This window comes from Leifsonia sp. fls2-241-R2A-40a (assembly GCF_030209575.1).
GTDB lineage: Bacteria > Actinomycetota > Actinomycetes > Actinomycetales > Microbacteriaceae > Leifsonia.
This window is the reverse complement of record NZ_JARVRS010000001.1, coordinates 2,905,103-2,922,583: the sequence shown is the minus strand read 5'-3', so window position 1 is coordinate 2,922,583 and position 17,481 is coordinate 2,905,103. Positions and strand designations below refer to the sequence as shown.

17 protein-coding genes are annotated in these 17,481 nt (G+C 69.5%); 13 read left to right on the top strand and 4 right to left on the bottom strand.

Annotated elements, in window-relative coordinates; genetic code table 11:
* Positions 1-62 precede the first annotated feature (62 nt).
* The 3 genes from glnA (QRN40_RS14450) to QRN40_RS14440 all read left to right on the top strand — a co-directional run bounded on the left by glnA (QRN40_RS14450) (position 63) and on the right by QRN40_RS14440 (position 3,354).
* Positions 63-1,487: a type I glutamate--ammonia ligase gene (gene glnA / locus QRN40_RS14450; protein WP_285116416.1), complete on the top strand. Its 1,425-nt coding sequence runs from the start codon at positions 63-65 to the stop codon at positions 1,485-1,487.
* 173 nt (positions 1,488-1,660) lie between these two features.
* On the top strand, positions 1,661-2,089 hold the full coding sequence (locus QRN40_RS14445) for a YciI family protein (RefSeq protein WP_285116415.1): 429 nt from the start codon (positions 1,661-1,663) through the stop codon (positions 2,087-2,089).
* A gap of 23 nt (positions 2,090-2,112) precedes the next feature.
* Positions 2,113-3,354 carry an RNA polymerase sigma factor gene (locus tag QRN40_RS14440; protein WP_285116414.1) on the top strand — a complete coding sequence of 414 codons (1,242 nt, stop codon included), beginning with the start codon at positions 2,113-2,115 and terminating at the stop codon, positions 3,352-3,354.
* 3 nt (positions 3,355-3,357) lie between these two features.
* Here the strand turns inward: QRN40_RS14440 and QRN40_RS14435 are convergent, their stop codons facing one another.
* The 3 genes from QRN40_RS14435 to glnA (QRN40_RS14425) all read right to left on the bottom strand — a co-directional run bounded on the left by QRN40_RS14435 (position 3,358) and on the right by glnA (QRN40_RS14425) (position 9,003).
* A complete protein-coding gene (locus tag QRN40_RS14435; protein ID WP_285116413.1) occupies positions 3,358-4,566 on the bottom strand; it encodes an acyltransferase family protein in 1,209 nt (402 codons plus the stop codon).
* A 65-nt stretch (positions 4,567-4,631) separates the two neighbouring features.
* Positions 4,632-7,655, bottom strand: a complete 3,024-nt coding sequence (locus tag QRN40_RS14430) for a bifunctional [glutamine synthetase] adenylyltransferase/[glutamine synthetase]-adenylyl-L-tyrosine phosphorylase (protein WP_285116412.1) — start codon at positions 7,653-7,655, stop codon at positions 4,632-4,634.
* Positions 7,656-7,665: 10 nt separating this feature from the next.
* Complete coding sequence (gene glnA / locus QRN40_RS14425) at positions 7,666-9,003, bottom strand: type I glutamate--ammonia ligase (RefSeq protein ID WP_285116411.1); 1,338 nt, start codon at positions 9,001-9,003, stop codon at positions 7,666-7,668.
* 100 nt (positions 9,004-9,103) lie between these two features.
* On the opposite strand from glnA (QRN40_RS14425), the gene QRN40_RS14420 reads away from it, so the two are divergent.
* Genes QRN40_RS14420 through panB form a run of 3 tightly spaced genes read left to right on the top strand, consistent with a single transcriptional unit; the run spans position 9,104 to position 10,633 of the window.
* Positions 9,104-9,364 (top strand): hypothetical protein, encoded by a 261-nt coding sequence (locus QRN40_RS14420; RefSeq protein ID WP_285116409.1) that lies wholly within the window; start codon positions 9,104-9,106, stop codon positions 9,362-9,364.
* Complete coding sequence (locus tag QRN40_RS14415) at positions 9,361-9,747, top strand: type II toxin-antitoxin system VapC family toxin (protein WP_285116408.1); 387 nt, start codon at positions 9,361-9,363, stop codon at positions 9,745-9,747. The genes QRN40_RS14420 and QRN40_RS14415 overlap by 4 nt, the downstream gene beginning before the upstream one ends.
* A 34-nt stretch (positions 9,748-9,781) precedes the next feature.
* Entirely contained in the window at positions 9,782-10,633 is an 852-nt protein-coding gene (gene panB / locus QRN40_RS14410) for a 3-methyl-2-oxobutanoate hydroxymethyltransferase (RefSeq protein ID WP_285116407.1), read from the top strand.
* Positions 10,634-10,699: 66 nt separating this feature from the next.
* On the opposite strand, the gene QRN40_RS14405 is transcribed toward panB, so the two are convergent.
* On the bottom strand, positions 10,700-10,909 hold the full coding sequence (locus QRN40_RS14405; protein WP_285116406.1) for an SPOR domain-containing protein: 210 nt from the start codon (positions 10,907-10,909) through the stop codon (positions 10,700-10,702).
* Positions 10,910-10,921: 12 nt separating this feature from the next.
* Between QRN40_RS14405 and map the strand changes: the two genes are divergently transcribed.
* The 7 genes from map to kdpC all read left to right on the top strand — a co-directional run bounded on the left by map (position 10,922) and on the right by kdpC (position 17,476).
* A complete protein-coding gene (gene map, locus QRN40_RS14400; RefSeq protein WP_285116405.1) occupies positions 10,922-11,788 on the top strand; it encodes a type I methionyl aminopeptidase in 867 nt (288 codons plus the stop codon).
* 72 nt (positions 11,789-11,860) lie between these two features.
* Positions 11,861-12,694 carry a polyphosphate--glucose phosphotransferase gene (gene ppgK, locus QRN40_RS14395; protein WP_285116404.1) on the top strand — a complete coding sequence of 278 codons (834 nt, stop codon included), beginning with the start codon at positions 11,861-11,863 and terminating at the stop codon, positions 12,692-12,694.
* Between the two features lie 74 nt (positions 12,695-12,768).
* Positions 12,769-12,912, top strand: a complete 144-nt coding sequence (locus QRN40_RS14390) for a hypothetical protein (protein WP_285116403.1) — start codon at positions 12,769-12,771, stop codon at positions 12,910-12,912.
* A complete protein-coding gene (locus QRN40_RS14385; protein WP_285116402.1) occupies positions 12,909-12,998 on the top strand; it encodes a potassium-transporting ATPase subunit F in 90 nt (29 codons plus the stop codon). The genes QRN40_RS14390 and QRN40_RS14385 overlap by 4 nt, the downstream gene beginning before the upstream one ends.
* The gene (kdpA, locus tag QRN40_RS14380) at positions 12,999-14,678 is read left to right on the top strand and encodes a potassium-transporting ATPase subunit KdpA (RefSeq protein WP_285116401.1); all 1,680 of its coding nucleotides are present in this window, start codon (positions 12,999-13,001) and stop codon (positions 14,676-14,678) included.
* A gap of 1 nt (position 14,679) precedes the next feature.
* Positions 14,680-16,830 carry a potassium-transporting ATPase subunit KdpB gene (gene kdpB / locus QRN40_RS14375; RefSeq protein ID WP_285116400.1) on the top strand — a complete coding sequence of 717 codons (2,151 nt, stop codon included), beginning with the start codon at positions 14,680-14,682 and terminating at the stop codon, positions 16,828-16,830.
* A 25-nt stretch (positions 16,831-16,855) separates the two neighbouring features.
* The gene (kdpC, locus tag QRN40_RS14370) at positions 16,856-17,476 is read left to right on the top strand and encodes a potassium-transporting ATPase subunit KdpC (RefSeq protein ID WP_285116398.1); all 621 of its coding nucleotides are present in this window, start codon (positions 16,856-16,858) and stop codon (positions 17,474-17,476) included.
* Positions 17,477-17,481: the final 5 nt, after the last annotated feature.

The window sequence follows — 17,481 nt, the reverse complement described above, 5'->3', positions numbered from 1 at the left end:
CCTTAGCTTTGACGTGGGCTGCACGCGCAGTCCGGTCACCAAAGCCATTGGGAGTCGTCCGTATGTTCCGTGATTCTTCCGAGGTGCTCAAGTTCATCAAGGACACCGACGTCAAGTTCCTTGATATCCGCTTCACCGACCTTCCCGGTGTGCAGCAGCACTTCAACATCCCCGCCTCGACCGTCGACGAGGAGTTCTTCTCCGTCGGTCAGCTGTTCGACGGTTCGTCGATCCGCGGCTTCGCGTCGATCCACGAGTCGGACATGCAGCTCATCCCGGATGTGTCGACCGCGTACATCGACCCGTTCCGCGCCGAGCGCACGCTGATCATGGTGTTCGACATCTACAACCCGCGCAACGGCGAGATCTACTCGAAGGACCCGCGCCAGGTCGCCAAGAAGGCGGAGAAGTACCTGGCCTCCACCGGCATCGCGGACACGGCGTTCTTCGCCCCCGAGGCGGAGTTCTACATCTTCGACGACGTGCGCTACGAGGTGAAGCAGAATTCGAGCTTCTACTCCGTGGACTCCGAAGAGGGAGCCTGGAACTCGGGCCGCGTCGAAGAGGGCGGCAACCTGGCGAACAAGACCCCGTACAAGGGCGGCTACTTCCCGGTGAGCCCGGTCGACAAGCAGGCCGACCTGCGCGACGACATCTCGCTCAAGCTGATCGACGCCGGCCTCATCCTGGAGCGCGCACACCACGAGGTGGGCACCGGCGGCCAGGCGGAGATCAACTACCGCTTCGACACGATGGTCCACGCGGCGGACGACATCCTCAAGTTCAAGTACATCGTGAAGAACACGGCGAACGAGTGGGGCAAGACGGCCACGTTCATGCCGAAGCCGCTCTTCGGCGACAACGGCTCGGGCATGCACACCCACCAGTCGCTGTGGAACGACGGCAAGCCGCTGTTCTACGACGAGGCCGGCTACGGCGGCCTGTCCGACATCGCGCGCTGGTACATCGGCGGCCTGCTCAAGCACGCGCCGGCCGTCCTGGCCTTCACGAACCCGACGGTGAACTCGTTCCACCGCCTGGTCCCCGGCTTCGAGGCCCCGGTCAACCTGGTCTACTCGGCCGGAAACCGCTCGGCGTCCATCCGCATCCCGATCACGGGCTCCAACCCGAAGGCGAAGCGCATCGAGTTCCGCGCGCCTGACGCCTCCGGCAACCCGTACCTCGCGTTCGCTGCGCAGCTCATGGCGGGCCTCGACGGCATCAAGAACCGCATCGAGCCGCACGAGCCGGTCGACAAGGACCTCTACGAGCTGCCGCCCGAGGAGGCCAAGAACATCCCCCAGGTGCCGGCGTCGCTCGGCGAGGCGCTCGACGCGCTCGAGGCCGACCACGACTTCCTCACCGCAGGCGGCGTGTTCACCCCGGAGCTCATCGAGACCTGGATCGAGTACAAGCGCGAGAAGGAGATCAAGCCGCTCGCGCAGCGTCCGCACCCCTTCGAGTACGAGCTGTACTACGGGGTCTGATCGACGCAGACCGTCAGAGAGGGGCCGCTTCCCGGTGGGAGGCGGCCCCTCTTCGCGTGCCCGGGATCGCTCCAGAAGTTTTTTCGTCCACCCTGTCGACCTTCGCGAGTGCGGTTCGACACGATGATAGGAGGGTGCGAGAGAAGCACCCCGGACTCTGAGGGAGACACCCCATGAAGTACATGCTGATCATGCGCTCGAACGACGCGGCCAAGGAGGCCTATGAGGAGATGGACTTCAACGAAGTCATCACCAAGATGGGCCAGTACAACGAGCAGTTGATCAACGCCGGCGTCCTGCTGTCGGGTGACGGCCTCGCGGACGACGTCGCGACCACGGGTTTCGTCGTGGACTTCTCGACCACTCCCCCCGCCATCACCGACGGCCCCTACGGGGAGACGCACGAACTCTTCAACGGCTTCTGGATCCTGGAGGTCAGCTCCAAGGAGGAAGCGGCCGAGTGGGCCAGCCGCTGCCCCCTCGGCCCGGGCTCGAAGCTCGAGGTCCGCCGGGTGACCGACGAGAGCGACTTCGCCGCGTTCGCCGACAACGAGTACATCCAGAAGGAAGCCGAGTGGCGGGCCGCGGCTGAGAAGGCCTGACGCGCCCCCGACGGGTGAGTGCGATGAACGGGATCCCGGCGCGGGTCGACGCCGTCTGGCGCATCGACGGGGCGCGTGTCGTGGCGACGCTCGCCAAGCTGACCGGCGACGTCGGCCTCGCCGAGGATCTCGCTCAGGAGGCGCTGGTCGAGGCGCTGCGCCAGTGGCCGCGGGATGGAGTGCCCAACAACCCGGGCGGCTGGCTGACCGCGGTGGCCAAGCGGCGCGCGATCGACCACTGGCGTCGGCGTGAACGTCTCGACGATCGCTACCGTGCCATCGCCACGACGCTGAACGAGTCGGCCGAGGACGCGTGGGAGCCGATCGACGACGACGTGCTGCGGCTGGTCTTCACCGCGTGCCACCCCGCCCTGTCCCGGGAAGGTCAGGTCGCCCTGACGCTGCGCGTCGTCGCCGGGCTCAGCACCGCCGAGATCGCCCGGCTGTACTTCGTCCCGGTGGCCACCGTGCAGCAGCGCATCGTCCGGGCCAAGAAGACGATCGCCGAGGCGCGCATCCCCTTCGCCACTCCGGAGCCGTCCGAGTGGAAGCCGCGCCTCGCCGGTGTGCTCAGCGTGGTGTACCTGGTCTTCACCGAGGGCTACACGGCGACCAGCGGACCCGAGTGGATGCGCACCGAGCTCGCGAACGAAGCCCTGCGGCTGGGTCGCATGGTCGCCGCGCTGCTCCCGCGCGAGCCGGAGGCGCACGGACTGGTCGCCCTGATGGAGCTGCAGGCGGCCCGCTTCGCGGCGCGAACGGCTCCGGATGGGACGCCGGTGCTCCTGTCGGACCAGGACCGGACGCGCTGGGACCATTCGCAGATCATGCGGGGGCGCGCCTCCCTGGCCCGGGCGGACGAGCTCGGACGGGGACGCGGCCCCTACGCACTGCAAGCCGCGATCGCCGAATGCCACGCGGTCGCCCCGAGCACTGAGGAGACGGACTGGGATCGCATCGTCGTCCTGTACGAGGCGCTCGGCCGGATCGCACCCAACCCGGTCGTCGAACTGAACCGCGCGGCCGCCGTGTCGATGGCGACCGGACCCGCCAGCGCCCTGCGGATCGTCGACGCCCTCGCGGCCGACGGACCGTTGCGCGGGTCGCACCTGCTTCCGAGCGTCCGCGGCGAACTGCTCGCGCAGCTGGGCCGCACCGACGAGGCGGTGTCCGAGCTCACCACCGCCGCCCGGCTCGCCGGCAACGAGCGGGAGCGGGAGGTGCTGCTCGCGAAGGCGGCCCGCCTGCGCGCGCCGCGAGCGTGAGCGTCAGGGACCGGCGCTCACGGAACCGCCGTTCTGGACCGCGGCGGGAACCGGCGCCGTCGCGCGCCTGCCTTCGATCGCCCGGCCGACGGCACGGGACAGCGTGATCGACGGCCGCTCGACGAAGCGGTGGAACACCTCCGCGGTGAGCAGGATGATCGGGATCACGGCCGCGGCGGTCAGCAGCCACCACCATCCGTTCGCGCCGACGAGCAGTGCGGTCGCCACCAGGATCGGCTCGTGGACGAGGTAGATGCTGAAGGAGCGCGTTCCCGCCCACTGCACCGGTCGCGCCTCGAGCGGCCGACGGACCGGAGAGGCGAACGCCAGGACCACGATGCCGGCGACGCCCGTGAGGCTGAGCAGGTAGGCGAACGCCTGCCCCACGCCGTAGCCGTTCGGGGCGATCAGGGTGGGGCTGATGGTGAGCAGCAGCGCGCCGGCGACGATCGGCCACCAGGTGCGGATCCGGCCGGCCGCCGCCGCGAGCCGGTTGCGGTTGACGGCGAGCAGCATCCCGATCCCGAAGACGGGAAGGTACTGCAGCAGGTCGGCGGTGAGCCCCGCGTCCGGAAGGGCGCGGCGGATCACGTCGAACCGCGCCGCCGCCGACACCAGCATGAGCAACGGGATGGCGGCCCACCACCAGCGCGCCGCTCGCGTGAACCGGATCAGAAGGAACATGACCGGCATCAGAAGCGAGAACCACACTTCCCAGGTGAGGGACCACAGGGGGCTGTTCAGGTTCGAGGTGCCGAAGAGCAGCACCGGATCGTGCCAGGTACTGGACACGGTCGGCGCGTGGTGGGTGCCCATCCACCCGCCCATGGCCGGGTTGCGCGGAACCGCCAGCGCCAGTGCGAGAGCGAGGACGAGGGATGCCCATACAGGCACGTACAGACGAACGATGCGGCGCCCGTAGTAGGCGAGCGTGCTCCGGCGCGTCGGCGGTCGGCTCAGGAAGGGCAGGGTCAGGACGAAGCCGGACAGCACGAAGAACACGAGAACCGCCTCATGCCCGGCGAACAGCAGACGGAATGGCGTCTTGAAGAGCCACCATTCGGGACTGAAGGCGCTCGGGTCCACTTTGTCGATGTAGAGGGCGGAGATCGCGGGAACCACCAGCAGTGCGTGGTACCCGAGGACGACCAGGGAGGCGACGCCGCGGAGGCCGTCCAGTGAGGCGTAACGAGTAGATTGAGGATTGCTCACATCCGCACGGTAGACCCAGAGGTGGACCGAGCAGTACACCCCAAATGGGGTGCAATACAGAGGCGTCAGCCCGTCGGCGCCGGGCGCTGCTGGACGCCGTAGAAGGAGCGCTCGAAGACCTGACGGGCGCGGCGGGTCACCGCGAGGTAGTCCTCCTCGAGGCGACTCGCGGAGCCGGGCGGGTACTCCATCAGGCGCGCCACACCGTCGAGCGCGACGCGGTCGGACGGGAGCACGTCGGCCGTCTTGTCCGACCAGAGCGTCATCGCGGAACGGGTGCGGGAGGCGAAGACCCACGCGTCCCGGAGGCGCGCGGCGTCCTCGTCGGAGACGAAGCCGTTGCCGGCGGCCGCGGCCAGCGCATCCAGGGTGGAGGGTGTCCGCAGGTCGGGGACGGCGGCCGCATGCTCCAGCTGGATGAGCTGGACGAACCACTCCACGTCGCTCAGGGAGCCGCGGCCCAGCTTCAGGTGGCGAGACGGATCGGCGCCCTGCGGGAGACGCTCGTTCTCGACGCGCGCCTTGATGCGCTTCACCTCGCGGATCTCCTGCTCGCCGATGCTCTCCGGGTAGCGCACCTCGTCGGCGAGCTCGGCGAAATCGGAGAGGAGGGATTCGTCGCCGGCGACACCGCGAGCGCGCAGCAGGGCCTGCGCCTCCCAGGTCAGCGACCAGCGCCGGTAATAGGCGCGGTACGACTCGAGCGACCGGACGGGCGGCCCGTTCTTGCCCTCGGGCCGCAGTCCGATGTCCAGGTCGAGCGGGAGGCGGTTGTCCTCCGTCAGCCGGTTCAGTTCGGAGACGATCGCGAGAGCCGCGCGGTTCGCGGTCTCCTGGTCGGCCGTCAGCGGACGGAACACGTACATCACGTCGGCGTCCGATCCGAACCCGAGCTCCCGTCCGCCGAACCGGCCCATCCCGATCACCGCGAACTCGAACTGCTCGCTGTCGCCGCGGGCGGTGCGGATCGCCTGCAGCACGCCCGCGATGATGTTCTCGGTGACATCCGTGAGGCCGCGGGCGAGCTCCTCGATCGTCGCGAAGCCCAGGATGCCGGACAGCGCCAGCCGCAGGACCTCCCGCCGGCGCATGGCGCGGAGGGCCGCGGCGGCGGTGTCCACCGAGGCGTGACGAGCCAGGATCGCTGCGGTCTCCTCACGCAGCAGGGCGGCGGCGCGCGGGCGCAGCTCGTCCTCCGCCTCCAGCCACGCCGCCGACTCGGGGATGCGCCCGAGCAGCTCCCCCGCGAAACGTGAGCCCGACAGCACCCGGGTCAGCCGCTCGGCGGCTCCGGTGGAGTCGCGCAGCATCCTCAGGTACCAGTGCGTCGAGCCGAGCTCTTCGCTGAGGCGGCGGAAGGTCAGCAGGCCGTAGTCCGGGTCCGGGCCTCCGGCGAACCACTGCAGCATCACGGGAAGCAGGTGCCGCTGGATGGCGGCCCGGCGGGACACGCCCGAGGTGAGCGCCCCGATGTGCGCGAGCGCGCCGCGCGGGTCGCGGAAGCCGATCGCGGCCAGGCGCGCCTCGGCCTGTCCGCTGGTGAGGCCCGCTCCGCCGGCCAGCCGCGCGTCGTCCGCGGAGGTCGCAGCGACGGCGCTCAACAGCGGACGGTAGAACAGGCGCTCGTGGAGACCGCGCACCCGGTGCTTGATCGCGTTCCACTGCACCATCAGCTGATCCGCGCTGGGGGCGAGGCCGGTGGCGCGGGCGAGGATGCGCACGTCGGCTTCATCACGCGGCATCAGGTGGGTGCGGGTCAGCCGGCGCAGCTGGAGGCGGTGCTCCATCAGCCGCAGCGACCGGTAGTCGTGCGAGAACGTCGCCGACTCCTCCCGCCCGATGTAGCCCTGGGCGGCCAGCGCCTCCAGGGCCGAGAGCGTGTCGCGCTGGCGCACCCGGTCATCGGTCTGGCCGTGGACCAGCTGCAGAAGCTGGACGGTGAACTCGACATCGCGCAGACCGCCCGGGCCGAGCTTCACCTGGTAGTGCACTTCGTCGTCGGGGATGTTGTCGGTGACGCGCTGGCGCATCCGCTGCACCGACTCGACGAAGTTCTCGCGGGACGCGCTGCTCCACACCTTCGGTGCAAGCGCGGCGACGTACCGCTCGCCGAGGTCCAGATCGCCCGCGAGCGGACGCGCCTTGAGCTGCGCCTGGAACTCCCACCCCTTCGCCCAGCGGTCGTAGTAGGCGAGGTGCGATTCCAGCGTCCGGACGAGCGCGCCGTCCTTGCCCTCGGGGCGCAGGTTCGGGTCGACCTCCCAGAGGCCCGGCTCGATGGCGGGCTCGTGGATGCCGCGCATCGTCAGCATCGCGAGCCGCGTCGCGATGTCGACCGCGCGACCGGGCTCGAGTCCCGCCTCCGGGTCGCCCTCGGTGACGAAGATCACGTCGACGTCGCTGACGTAATTGAGCTCTCGTGCGCCGGCCTTGCCCATCCCAATCACGGCGAACCGCGTCGCGCGGACGAGCTCCTCCGGGAAGCGGCCCGGACCGGTTCCGATGGTCATTCGGCGCGCGACGGCGAGGGAGGCCTCCAGCGCTGCGGCGGCGAGGTCGGACAGGGTGGCCGCGACGGCATCGAAGCCGGCGACCGGGTCGGCCTGCTCCAGGTCGAAGCTCGCCAGCTGCACCAGGCGGCGGCGGTAGTGGATCCGCAGCGCGGTCCAAGCGCTCTCGTCGCCGTCGCCGACGACGCCGTCGCTCGCCCCGACCGCAGCGAGCAGGTCGGCGCGCAGCTCAGCGGCGGAGGGAAGGGACGTGACAGGATCCACGAGGGCGTCGAGCTGTGCCGGCTGCCGGAGGAAGAACTCCGCGATGCCCTCCGACGCACCGATCACCCGGAAGAGGCGCCGGGCGTGCTCTTCCGGACGGAAGGCCTCCGACGCCTGTTCGGGCGCCTGGCGCAGCAGCCGCAGGGCGAACGCGAGCGCCGTATCCGGATCGGCGGCGGCCGACAGCGCGGTGAGGAGGGTGTCGAGGGGCAACCCGGTCAGGTCGGCCACTTCATCCAGCTCGGCGCGGACAGAGCTCAGCCCCACGAACCCGGCGCGCGCCAGGGCGGTGAGGGAGAGCTGCTGTCGCGTCACGACGAACGGGTCAGAGGATCTCGAGGTTGTTGCGCAGCTCGTACGGGGTGACCTGCGCGCGATACTCGGCCCACTCCTTGCGCTTGTTGAGCAGGACGTAGTTGAAGACCTGCTCGCCCAGCGTCTCGGCGACGAGCTCCGAGTCCTCCATCAGCGAGATGGCGTGATCGAGGCTGGCCGGCAGCTGACTGTAGCCGAGCGCCCGGCGCTCGCCATCGGACAGGGCCCACACGTTGTCCTCCGCCTCTGGCGGGAGGTCGTACTGGCCCTCGATGCCCTTGAGGCCGGCGGCCAGCAGCAGCGAGAACGCGAGGTACGGGTTCGCCGCCGAGTCGATGGCGCGGTACTCGACGCGCGAGCTCTGGCCCTTGCTCGGCTTGTACAGCGGGACGCGAACGAGCGCCGAACGGTTGTTGTGGCCCCAGCTGACGAAGCTGGGCGCCTCGTCGCCGCCCCACAGGCGCTTGTACGAGTTGACGAACTGATTCGTGACGGCCGTGATCTCCGGCGCGTGACGGAGCAGCCCGGCGATGAAATGCCGGCCGATCTTGGAGAGCTGGTACTGCGCACCGGGCTCGAAGAAGGCGTTGGTGTCGCCCTCGAACAGCGACATGTGGGTGTGCATGCCGGAACCCGGGTGGCCGGAGAGCGGCTTGGGCATGAAGGTCGCGTACACGCCCTGCTCGATGGCCACCTCCTTGATGACCGTGCGGAACGTCATGATGTTGTCGGCGGTGGTGAGCGCGTCCGCGTAGCGCAGGTCGATCTCGTTCTGGCCGGGACCGGCCTCGTGGTGGCTGAACTCGACCGAGATTCCGAGGTCTTCGAGCATTCGCACAGAGCGGCGCCGGAAGTCGTGCGCGGTGCCGCCGGGGACGTTGTCGAAGTAGCCGGCCGAGTCGACGGGTTCGGGGCCCTCCTCACCGAACTGCGACGACTTCAGCAGGTAGAACTCGATCTCGGGATGCGTGTAGAAGGTGAATCCGCGGTCGGCGGCCTTCTCGAGCGTCCGCTTGAGGACGTTGCGGGGGTCCGAGACGGCCGGCTGCCCGTCGGGCGTCGTGATGTCGCAGAACATGCGGGCGGTCGGGTCGACCTCGCCGCGCCACGGCAGGATCTGGAAGGTCGTCGCATCCGGCAGCGCCAGCAGGTCGGACTCGTACGCGCGGGTGAGGCCCTCGATGGCGGAGCCGTCAAAGCCGAGGCCTTCGCTGAACGCGCCTTCGACCTCGGCCGGGGCGATCGCGACGGACTTCAGGGTGCCGACGACGTCGGTGAACCACAGCCTCACGAACTTGACGCCACGCTCCTCGATCGTGCGAAGAACGAAGTCGCGCTGCTTGTCCATCCTGCCCCTTTCCTCGGCCCTCCCAGACTAGTGGTTGCGGGCGCCTGAACCCCGTGAAGAGTCGGTGCAACACTTCCGCTGGCGGTGCTACACTCGGCTCATGCCGACTCAACTCCTGCGCACTCAGGTGACGCACACCCCCTCCGTGACCCGGGCTCTGGAGGCTGCACGCGAGACGTGGTCGGACGAGACCGACGGCAAGCTGCTCGTGCACCTGATCGAAGCCGGTGAGCGCGCACTCCGCGAGCAGCGCCAGCAGCAGCGGATCGACCGGCTGGCTGAGATCGATCGAATGAGCGTGCGCTATGCCGGCATTGAGTTCGAGAGCCTCGAGTCCATCCGCGAGGGCTGGCCCGAGTGACCGTCGCACTCGATGCGGGGGTGCTCATCGGGCTCCTCGATCCTTCCGATGCGCACCATGAGACCGCGCGACGAGTGTTCGCCACGGGAAGCACGTTCTGGGTTCATCCCGTGAACCTCGCGGAGGCCCTCGTCACACCCGAGCGGGTGGGCCTCAGCCTGGAGGCCTTCGAAGACCTCCAACGCCTCGGCGTCACGCTCACGACGCTCGGACCCAACGAGCCATTGCTTCTCGCGCGCATGCGTGAGAAGCACCGCCTCCGCATGCCGGACGCGTGCGCCCTTGCCCTTGCCGTCTACAACGACATCCCCCTCGTGACGTTCGACAAGAAGCTCGCGTCAGCGGCCTCCGAGCGGGGACTCCTCGAACCCTTCCCCGTCTGAGTCGCGCCCACCGCGCCGTCACTAGACTGGCGGCATGAGTGAGCAGTCACCGGTGCCCTCCGTCCATCCCACGACGTCGTCCATGCAGGCGTTGAAGCGGGTGCGCACGCGCCACTTCCAGGCGGCGAAGGAGGAGGGGTCGCCGTTCACCGGCCTGACCAGCTACGACATGCTCACGGCGCAGATCTTCGACGAGGCGGGCATCGACTTCCTGCTCGTCGGCGACTCGGCCGGCAACAACGTCCTGGGCTACGACACGACGCTCCCGGTCACCGTGGACGACCTCATCCCGCTGACCAGGGCCGTCGCGAAGGCGGTCAAGCGCGCCTTCGTCGTCGCCGACATGCCCTTCGGCTCGTACGAGACCGGCCCGCTGGAGGCGCTCCACACGGCGGTGCGCTTCATGAAGGAGACCGGGGCGCACGCGGTCAAGCTGGAGGGCGGCCGGCGCAGCGCCGAGCAGATCCGGCGCATCGTGGATGCGGGCATCCCGGTGATGGCGCACATCGGCTTCACGCCGCAGAGCGAGCACGGCCTCGGAGGCCACCTGGTGCAGGGTCGCGGCGACTCGGCGGAGGAGCTGCTGGCCGACGCCCATGCGGTCGAGGAGGCCGGCGCGTTCGCCGTCGTGCTGGAGATGGTTCCCGCCGAGGTGGCCAAGCGCGTCACGGCCGAGCTGCGCATCCCCACGGTCGGCGTCGGCGCGGGTCCGCACGTGGACGGGCAGTTGCTGGTGTGGACGGACTGGGCCGGCTTCACGACGGGACGCGTCCCGCGCTTCGTGAAGCAGTACGCCGACCTCAAGACGGTCCTGTCGGACGCCGCCCGCGCCTACAAGGCCGACGTCCAGGGCGGCTCCTTCCCCACGGAGGAGCACAGCTTCTGACACCTGGTTGACGCAACACGCCGTTCGCCGCACCGGCGGGACGGCGTGTCGTGTCAACTCGACGCGTCAGCGGTTGTCGGCGGCGTCCTCCTCGGCCCACTTGGCCGAGTTCTCGCGCAGCTTCTCGAGCGCGTGCTCGGCCTCCTCGCGGGTGTCGAACGGGCCGACGCGGTTCGGCGCGGGAGACAGGAAACCCTGCTCCACCTCGCCGGTCTTCATGTTGTACCAGTACTTGTGCTCGGCGTCCTGCTTGATGCCGTACTCGTCGCTCGTCATAAGGTTGATGGTATGCCCAAGGATTCCGCCGGTCACCTGGTCCCCGGCCGTGTCAGCGCGATGCGCCCCGTGCCGAGCCGGATCGCGCGGCCCGAGTACGTCGGGCGCCCCGGCCCCGCGCCGTACACGCGCGGCGACGTCTACACGCCCGACGAGGTCCAGCGGATCCGCGAGGCCGGACGCATCGCCGCCCAGGCGATCGAGCGGGTCGGCGAGGCCGTCCGCCCCGGTGTCACCACAGAAGAGCTGGATGCGATCGGGCACGAGTTCCTGCTCGCGAACGACGCGTATCCCTCCACCCTCGGCTACCGCGGCTACCCGAAGTCGATCTGCAGCTCGGTCAACGAGGTGATCTGCCACGGCATCCCCGACGACACCGTGCTGCAGGACGGCGACATCGTCAACATCGACATCACCGCCTACAAGGACGGCTTCCACGGCGACAGCAACCAGACCTTCATCGCCGGCACCGCGTCCGACGAGGTCGTCCAGCTGGTCGACCGGACCAGGGAAGCGCTCAACCGCGGCATCAAGGCGGTCGCGCCGGGCCGGCAGGTCAACGTCATCGGCCGCGCGATCGAGTCGTACGCGAAGCGCTTCGGCTACGGCGTGGTGCGCGATTTCACCGGGCACGGGGTGGGCGCGGCCTTCCACACCGGCCTGATCATCCCGCACTACGACTCGGCCCCCGCCTACGACGACGTCATGGAGCCCGGGATGGTCTTCACGATCGAGCCGATGCTCACCCTGGGGACGCACGAGTGGGAGATGTGGGCCGACGACTGGACGGTCGTCACACGGGACCGCAGCATTACCGCCCAGTTCGAGCACACCCTGGTCGTGACGGAGCGCGGCGCCGAGGTGCTCACCGTCGCCTGATCGTCGCGGTCGGCGCACCCCCTCCGGCCGGCCGGGCCTTCACCAGGGACCCGGGCGCGGTAGATTCGAGGCATGACTTCGCAGAAGCACGCGATCGGCATCGATATCGGCGGCACGGGCATCAAGGGAGGCCTGGTCGATCTGTCGACCGGCGAGCTCATCAGCGACAGGGTGAAGCTGCCGACTCCTGCGGGCGGCAAGCCCGACGACATCGTCGAGACCACCAAGGAGATCGTCGCCCAGCTGGCGGCCGAAGAGCCGGATGCCCCCGTCGGCGTGTGCTTCCCGGCCATCGTCAGCCATGGCGTCACGCTCTCGGCGGCGAACGTCGCCAAGGACTGGATCGGGCTCCACGCCGAGGACCTGTTCGAGAAGGCGCTCGGCCGCGACATCCACTTCGTCAACGACGCTGACGCCGCCGGCTACGCCGAGACCCGGTTCGGGGCGGCGAAGGGCAAGGACGGCCTGGTCATCATGACCACGCTGGGGACGGGCATCGGCTCGGCCCTCATCTACGACGGCGTCCTCATCCCGAACGCCGAGCTCGGCCACCTGGAGATCGACGGCCACGACGCCGAGTCTCGTGCCGCCTACTCCGCTAAGGAGCGCGAGGACCTCAGCTGGGAGAAGTGGGCCAAGCGCCTGCAGAAGTACTACTCGACGGTCGAGTTCCTCTTCACTCCCGACCTCTTCATCGTCGGCGGAGGCGTCTCGAAGCACTACCAGGACTTCCTCCCGCTGCTGCAGCTGAAGACGCCCATCGTCCCCGCCGTGCACCGAAACAACGCGGGCATCCTGGGTGCAGCCGCCCTCGCGGTCCGCGGCGAGCGCCGCGACGCCGGGCACCGCGGACGCACTGCCGAGGTGGGCACTCCGGACGAGGCGGAGAAGGCAGCCGCCCGCTAGCGTCAGCATCCCGCATGGATTCCGCGGGAGCGCGTTAGGGAGCCGTTAGGACCGGCCTCCCGCGCCTCCCGCAGGTGTGGACTCTCTCCTGCCGTGATCGTCCGGTCACGGCGTCCTCTGGATGGAGAGAAGTCATGCTCGACGTCGTCTACCTCCTCGTCGTGGCCGTGCTCGCGCTCAGCGTGGGCCTGGTCGCCCGGGGGGTCGAGAAGCTGTGATCGCGCTGACCGTGATCGCCGCTCTGCTGGCCGTGGCCGCGATCGCCTACCTGCTGGTCGCCCTGGTGAAGCCGGAGCGGTTCTAGATGGGCGGCTGGAATGGCGCCGGCTGGGATGCCGGCGATGCATGGTTCGCCGTCGCGCAGGTCGCGACGCTCGTGCTGCTGCTCGCCGTGGCCTATCGGCCGTTGGGCGACTACATGGCCCGGGTGTTCACGTCCGACCGCGACCTGCGCGTCGAACGCGGGGTGTACCGCCTGATCGGAGTCGACCCGCGCTCCGGCCAGTCGTGGCCTGCCTACCTCCGGGGCGTGCTCGCCTTCTCCGTCGTGGGCATCGTCGTCGTCTACGGACTACAGCGGCTGCAGCAGTTCCTGCCTTATGCGCTGGGCCTCCCCGCGGTTCCTGAAGGAACGGCCTTCAACACGGCGGTGTCGTTCGTCACCAACACGAACTGGCAGTCGTACTCGCCCGAGCTCACGATGGGCTACGCCGTGCAGGCGCTGGGCCTGGTGGTGCAGAACTTCGTCTCGGCCGCCGTCGGCATCGCGATCGCCGTCGCCCTGGTGCGCGGGTTCGCTTCGCGCTCGACCGGGACGATCGGCAACTTCTGGGTGGACCTGCTGCGCGCCATCGTGCGCATCCTCCTCCCGCTGTCGCTCGTCGTCGCGGTCGTCCTCATCGCCGGCGGCGTCATCCAGAACTTCAACGGCTTCCAGGACGCGCACACGCTGGCCGGTGCGACGCAGAGCCTTCCCGGCGGACCTGTCGCCTCGCAGGAGGCGATCAAGCTGCTGGGCACGAACGGCGGCGGGTTCTTCAACGTCAACTCGGCGCATCCGTTCGAGAATCCGACGGCGTGGACGAGCTTCGTCGAGGTGCTGCTGATGCTCCTCATCCCGTTCTCGCTGCCGCGCACGTTCGGCACGATGGTCGGCGACCGTCGGCAGGGCTATGCGATCCTCGGCACGATGGCGCTGCTGTTCACGGTGTCGCTCGTCGCGATGACGCTGTTCGAGGCATCCGCCGGGACGATGGAGGGCAAGGAGACCGCGTTCGGCCTGTTCGGCTCGACGCTGTTCGACACGACCAGCACCACGACCTCCACCGGTGCCGTGAACTCGATGCTCGACAGCTACAGCCCGCTCGGCGGGATGATGGCGCTGATCAACATGATGCTGGGCGAACTCGTTCCCGGCGGGGTCGGGTCGGGTCTCTACGGGATCCTCGTCATCGCGGTCATCGCGGTCTTCATCGCGGGGCTCATGGTCGGGCGGACACCGGAGTACCTGGGCAAGAAGCTCGGGACCCGCGAGATCAAGCTCGCCAGCCTGTACATCCTGACCACCCCGGCCCTCGTTCTCCTGGGCACCGGCCTGACCTTCGCGATCCCGGCGATCCGGGCGGACGTCGAGAAGACCTCGATCCTCAACCCGGGTCTGCACGGCTTCACCGAGGTGCTGTACGCGTTCACGTCGGCCGTCAACAACAACGGGTCGGCGTTCGCCGGACTGACCGCATCCACCCCGTGGTTGAACACGGCGCTCGGCGTCACGATGTTCCTCGGGCGGTTCCTGCCGATCGTGTTCGTGCTCGCGCTGGCCGGCTCTCTCGCCGCGCAGGGGCGCATCCCCGCCACCGCAGGGACGCTGCCGACGCACCGCCCGCAGTTCGTCGGGCTGCTCGCCGGGACGATCGTCCTCGTCTCCGCTCTCACCTACTTCCCCGTTCTCGCGCTGGGTCCCCTCGCAGAAGGACTGAACTGACATGACCACCACCGCACTCCCCTCCAAACCGCACCCGTCGGCCTCCCCCACGGGCGCGTTCTCCCCCGCACAGCTCGTCGCCGCTCTGCCCGGCGCGCTGCGCAAACTCGACCCGCGCTCCATGTGGCGCAACCCCGTGATGTTCATCGTCGAGGTCGGAGCCGCGCTCACCACGGTCATCGCAATCGCGCAGCCCTTCACCGGCACGGGGTCGGGCGGCGGCGGTTCGGCCGGCGCCGGCACCGCAACGCTCGCCTTCACCTGGAGCATCGCCGCCTGGCTCTGGCTGACCGTCGTCTTCGCCAACCTCGCCGAGTCGGTGGCCGAGGGCCGGGGGAAGGCGCAGGCGGCCAGCCTGCGGCGCACCCGCTCCACCACGATGGCGAGCCGGGTGGCCGGCTACGCGGACGCCGACCCGGATGCGCTGCGCACGCCGGTCGAGCAGGTCGCGTCGAGCGACCTCCGGCTGGGCGACGTCGTCGTGGTGGCCGCCGGCGAACTCATCCCGGGAGACGGGGATGTCGTGCACGGCATCGCGACGGTCGACGAGTCGGCGATCACCGGCGAGTCCGCTCCCGTCGTCCGTGAATCTGGCGGCGACCGCAGCGCCGTGACCGGAGGCACCCGCGTGCTCTCCGACCGCATCGTCGTGCGGATCACGAGCAAGCCGGGCGAGACCTTCGTGGACCGGATGATCGCCCTCGTCGAAGGCGCGTCACGGCAGAAGACGCCGAACGAGATCGCGCTGAACATCCTGCTCGCCAGCCTGTCCATCGTGTTCACCATCGTGGTGCTGGTGCTGCCGCCGGTCGCCGGCTACTCGGACGCCTCCCCCGCCGTCCCCGTGCTCGTCGCCCTGCTGGTGTGCCTCATCCCCACCACCATCGGCGCGCTCATCTCGGCCATCGGGATCGCGGGAATGGATCGGCTGGTCCAGTACAACGTGCTCGCCATGTCCGGTCGTGCGGTGGAGGCGGCGGGCGACGTCACGACCCTGCTGCTCGACAAGACCGGCACGATCACGTACGGCAACCGCCGGGCCACCGAGTTCCTCGCGGTCGGCACCACGACCGACGACGCGCTGGTCCGCGCCGCCGCGCTCTCCTCCCTCAGCGACCCCACGCCCGAGGGCGTCTCCGTGGTCGAGCTCGCGTCGAGCCTCGGCTTCACCGCCCCCGAGCACGCCGACGGCGTCATCGTCCCGTTCACCGCGCAGACCCGCATGAGCGGGCTCGACCTGCCGGACGGGTCGCAGCTGCGCAAGGGCGCGGCGAGCGCCGTGGCGACGTGGGTGCGCGAGTCATCCGTGCCATCGGCGGCCGATGCGGCCGAGTTGGATGCGGCGGTCGATCGGATCGCCCGCTCCGGCGGCACCCCGCTCGCGGTCGCCCGGCGCACTCCGGACGGCCAGGCGTCGCTGCTGGGCGTCATCCACCTGAGGGATGTCGTCAAGACCGGCCTGGCCGAGCGCTTCGCCGACCTGCGGCGGATGGGCATCCGCACGGTGATGGTCACCGGCGACAACCCGCTCACCGCGCAGGCCATCGCGACCGAGGCCGGGGTCGACGACTTCCTGGCGGAGGCCAAGCCCGAGGACAAGCTGGCGCTGATCCGGCGCGAGCAGGAGGGCGGACGGCTGGTCGCGATGACCGGCGACGGCACGAACGACGCGCCCGCGCTCGCCCAGGCGGATGTCGGCGTGGCGATGAACACCGGGACCTCGGCGGCCAAGGAGGCCGGCAACATGGTCGACCTCGACTCCGACCCCACGAAGCTCATCGACATCGTGCGCATCGGCAAGCAGCTGCTCATCACCCGCGGCGCGCTCACCACCTTCTCGATCGCCAACGACGTGGCCAAGTACTTCGCGATCATCCCCGCCATGTTCGTGGCGGCCTTCCCCGGCCTCGGCGCGCTCAACGTGATGGGGCTGCACTCCCCCGCCTCCGCCATCCTGTCGGCCGTGATCTTCAATGCGATCGTGATCGTGCTGCTGATCCCGCTGGCCCTGCGCGGCGTGCGGTACCGCGCGGTCTCGGCCTCGTCGCTGCTGAGCCGCAACCTGCTGATCTACGGGATCGGCGGGATCATCGCGCCCTTCATCGGCATCAAGCTGATCGACCTCGTCGTCTCGCTCATCCCGGGCTTCTGAGCCCACGCATCCGAAAGGCAACAGCATGAACTCCCTCCGCGGCGCCTGGCGCCAATACTGGGTGGCCCTCCGCGCAATGATCGTCCTGACGGTCGCGCTCGGCGTCGGCTACACGCTCGTCGTCACCGGCATCGGGCAGCTCACCCTGAACGCACCGGCAAACGGATCGACGATCTCGCAGGACGGGAAGGTCGTCGGCTCGGCCCTGATCGGCCAGTCCTTCACCGACGCCAAGGGGAAACCGCTTCCGCAGTGGTTCCAGTCCCGTCCGTCGGCAGCGACGGCGAACGCGCCGGCCGGATACGACGCCGGCGCCTCGTCCGGCAGCAACCTCGCCGCCTCCAACCGGGAGCAGCGGAAGGCCGTCGCCGACCGGACGAAGGCGATCGAGGCGTCCGACGGCGTGACCGCCGCGCAGATCCCCGGCGACGCCGTGACGGCCTCCGGCTCGGGACTCGACGCGCACATCTCGCCCGCGTACGCGCTGCTCCAGGTTCAGCGGGTGGCCGACGCGCGCGGCCTCTCCGAGGGCGCCGTCCGTGCGCTCGTCGCGTCTAGGATTCAGGGACGGGACCTCGGCTACCTCGGGGAACCGACCGTGAACGTGCTCCAGCTCAACCTCGCCCTCGCGCGGTTGCAGCACTGACAGCA

What these genes read in the sequence shown, in the direction of transcription:
- glnA (WP_285116416.1), top strand. Translation starts at nt 63, where the DNA reads ATGTTCCGTGATTCTTCCGAGGTGCTCAAGTTCATCAAGGACACCGAC.
- QRN40_RS14445 (WP_285116415.1), top strand. Translation starts at nt 1,661, where the DNA reads ATGAAGTACATGCTGATCATGCGCTCGAACGACGCGGCCAAGGAGGCC.
- QRN40_RS14440 (WP_285116414.1), top strand. Translation starts at nt 2,113, where the DNA reads ATGAACGGGATCCCGGCGCGGGTCGACGCCGTCTGGCGCATCGACGGG.
- glnA (WP_285116411.1), bottom strand. Translation starts at nt 9,003, where the DNA reads ATGGACAAGCAGCGCGACTTCGTTCTTCGCACGATCGAGGAGCGTGGC.
- QRN40_RS14420 (WP_285116409.1), top strand. Translation starts at nt 9,104, where the DNA reads ATGCCGACTCAACTCCTGCGCACTCAGGTGACGCACACCCCCTCCGTG.
- panB (WP_285116407.1), top strand. Translation starts at nt 9,782, where the DNA reads ATGAGTGAGCAGTCACCGGTGCCCTCCGTCCATCCCACGACGTCGTCC.
- QRN40_RS14405 (WP_285116406.1), bottom strand. Translation starts at nt 10,909, where the DNA reads ATGACGAGCGACGAGTACGGCATCAAGCAGGACGCCGAGCACAAGTAC.
- map (WP_285116405.1), top strand. Translation starts at nt 10,922, where the DNA reads ATGCCCAAGGATTCCGCCGGTCACCTGGTCCCCGGCCGTGTCAGCGCG.
- ppgK (WP_285116404.1), top strand. Translation starts at nt 11,861, where the DNA reads ATGACTTCGCAGAAGCACGCGATCGGCATCGATATCGGCGGCACGGGC.
- kdpA (WP_285116401.1), top strand. Translation starts at nt 12,999, where the DNA reads ATGGGCGGCTGGAATGGCGCCGGCTGGGATGCCGGCGATGCATGGTTC.
- kdpB (WP_285116400.1), top strand. Translation starts at nt 14,680, where the DNA reads ATGACCACCACCGCACTCCCCTCCAAACCGCACCCGTCGGCCTCCCCC.
- kdpC (WP_285116398.1), top strand. Translation starts at nt 16,856, where the DNA reads ATGAACTCCCTCCGCGGCGCCTGGCGCCAATACTGGGTGGCCCTCCGC.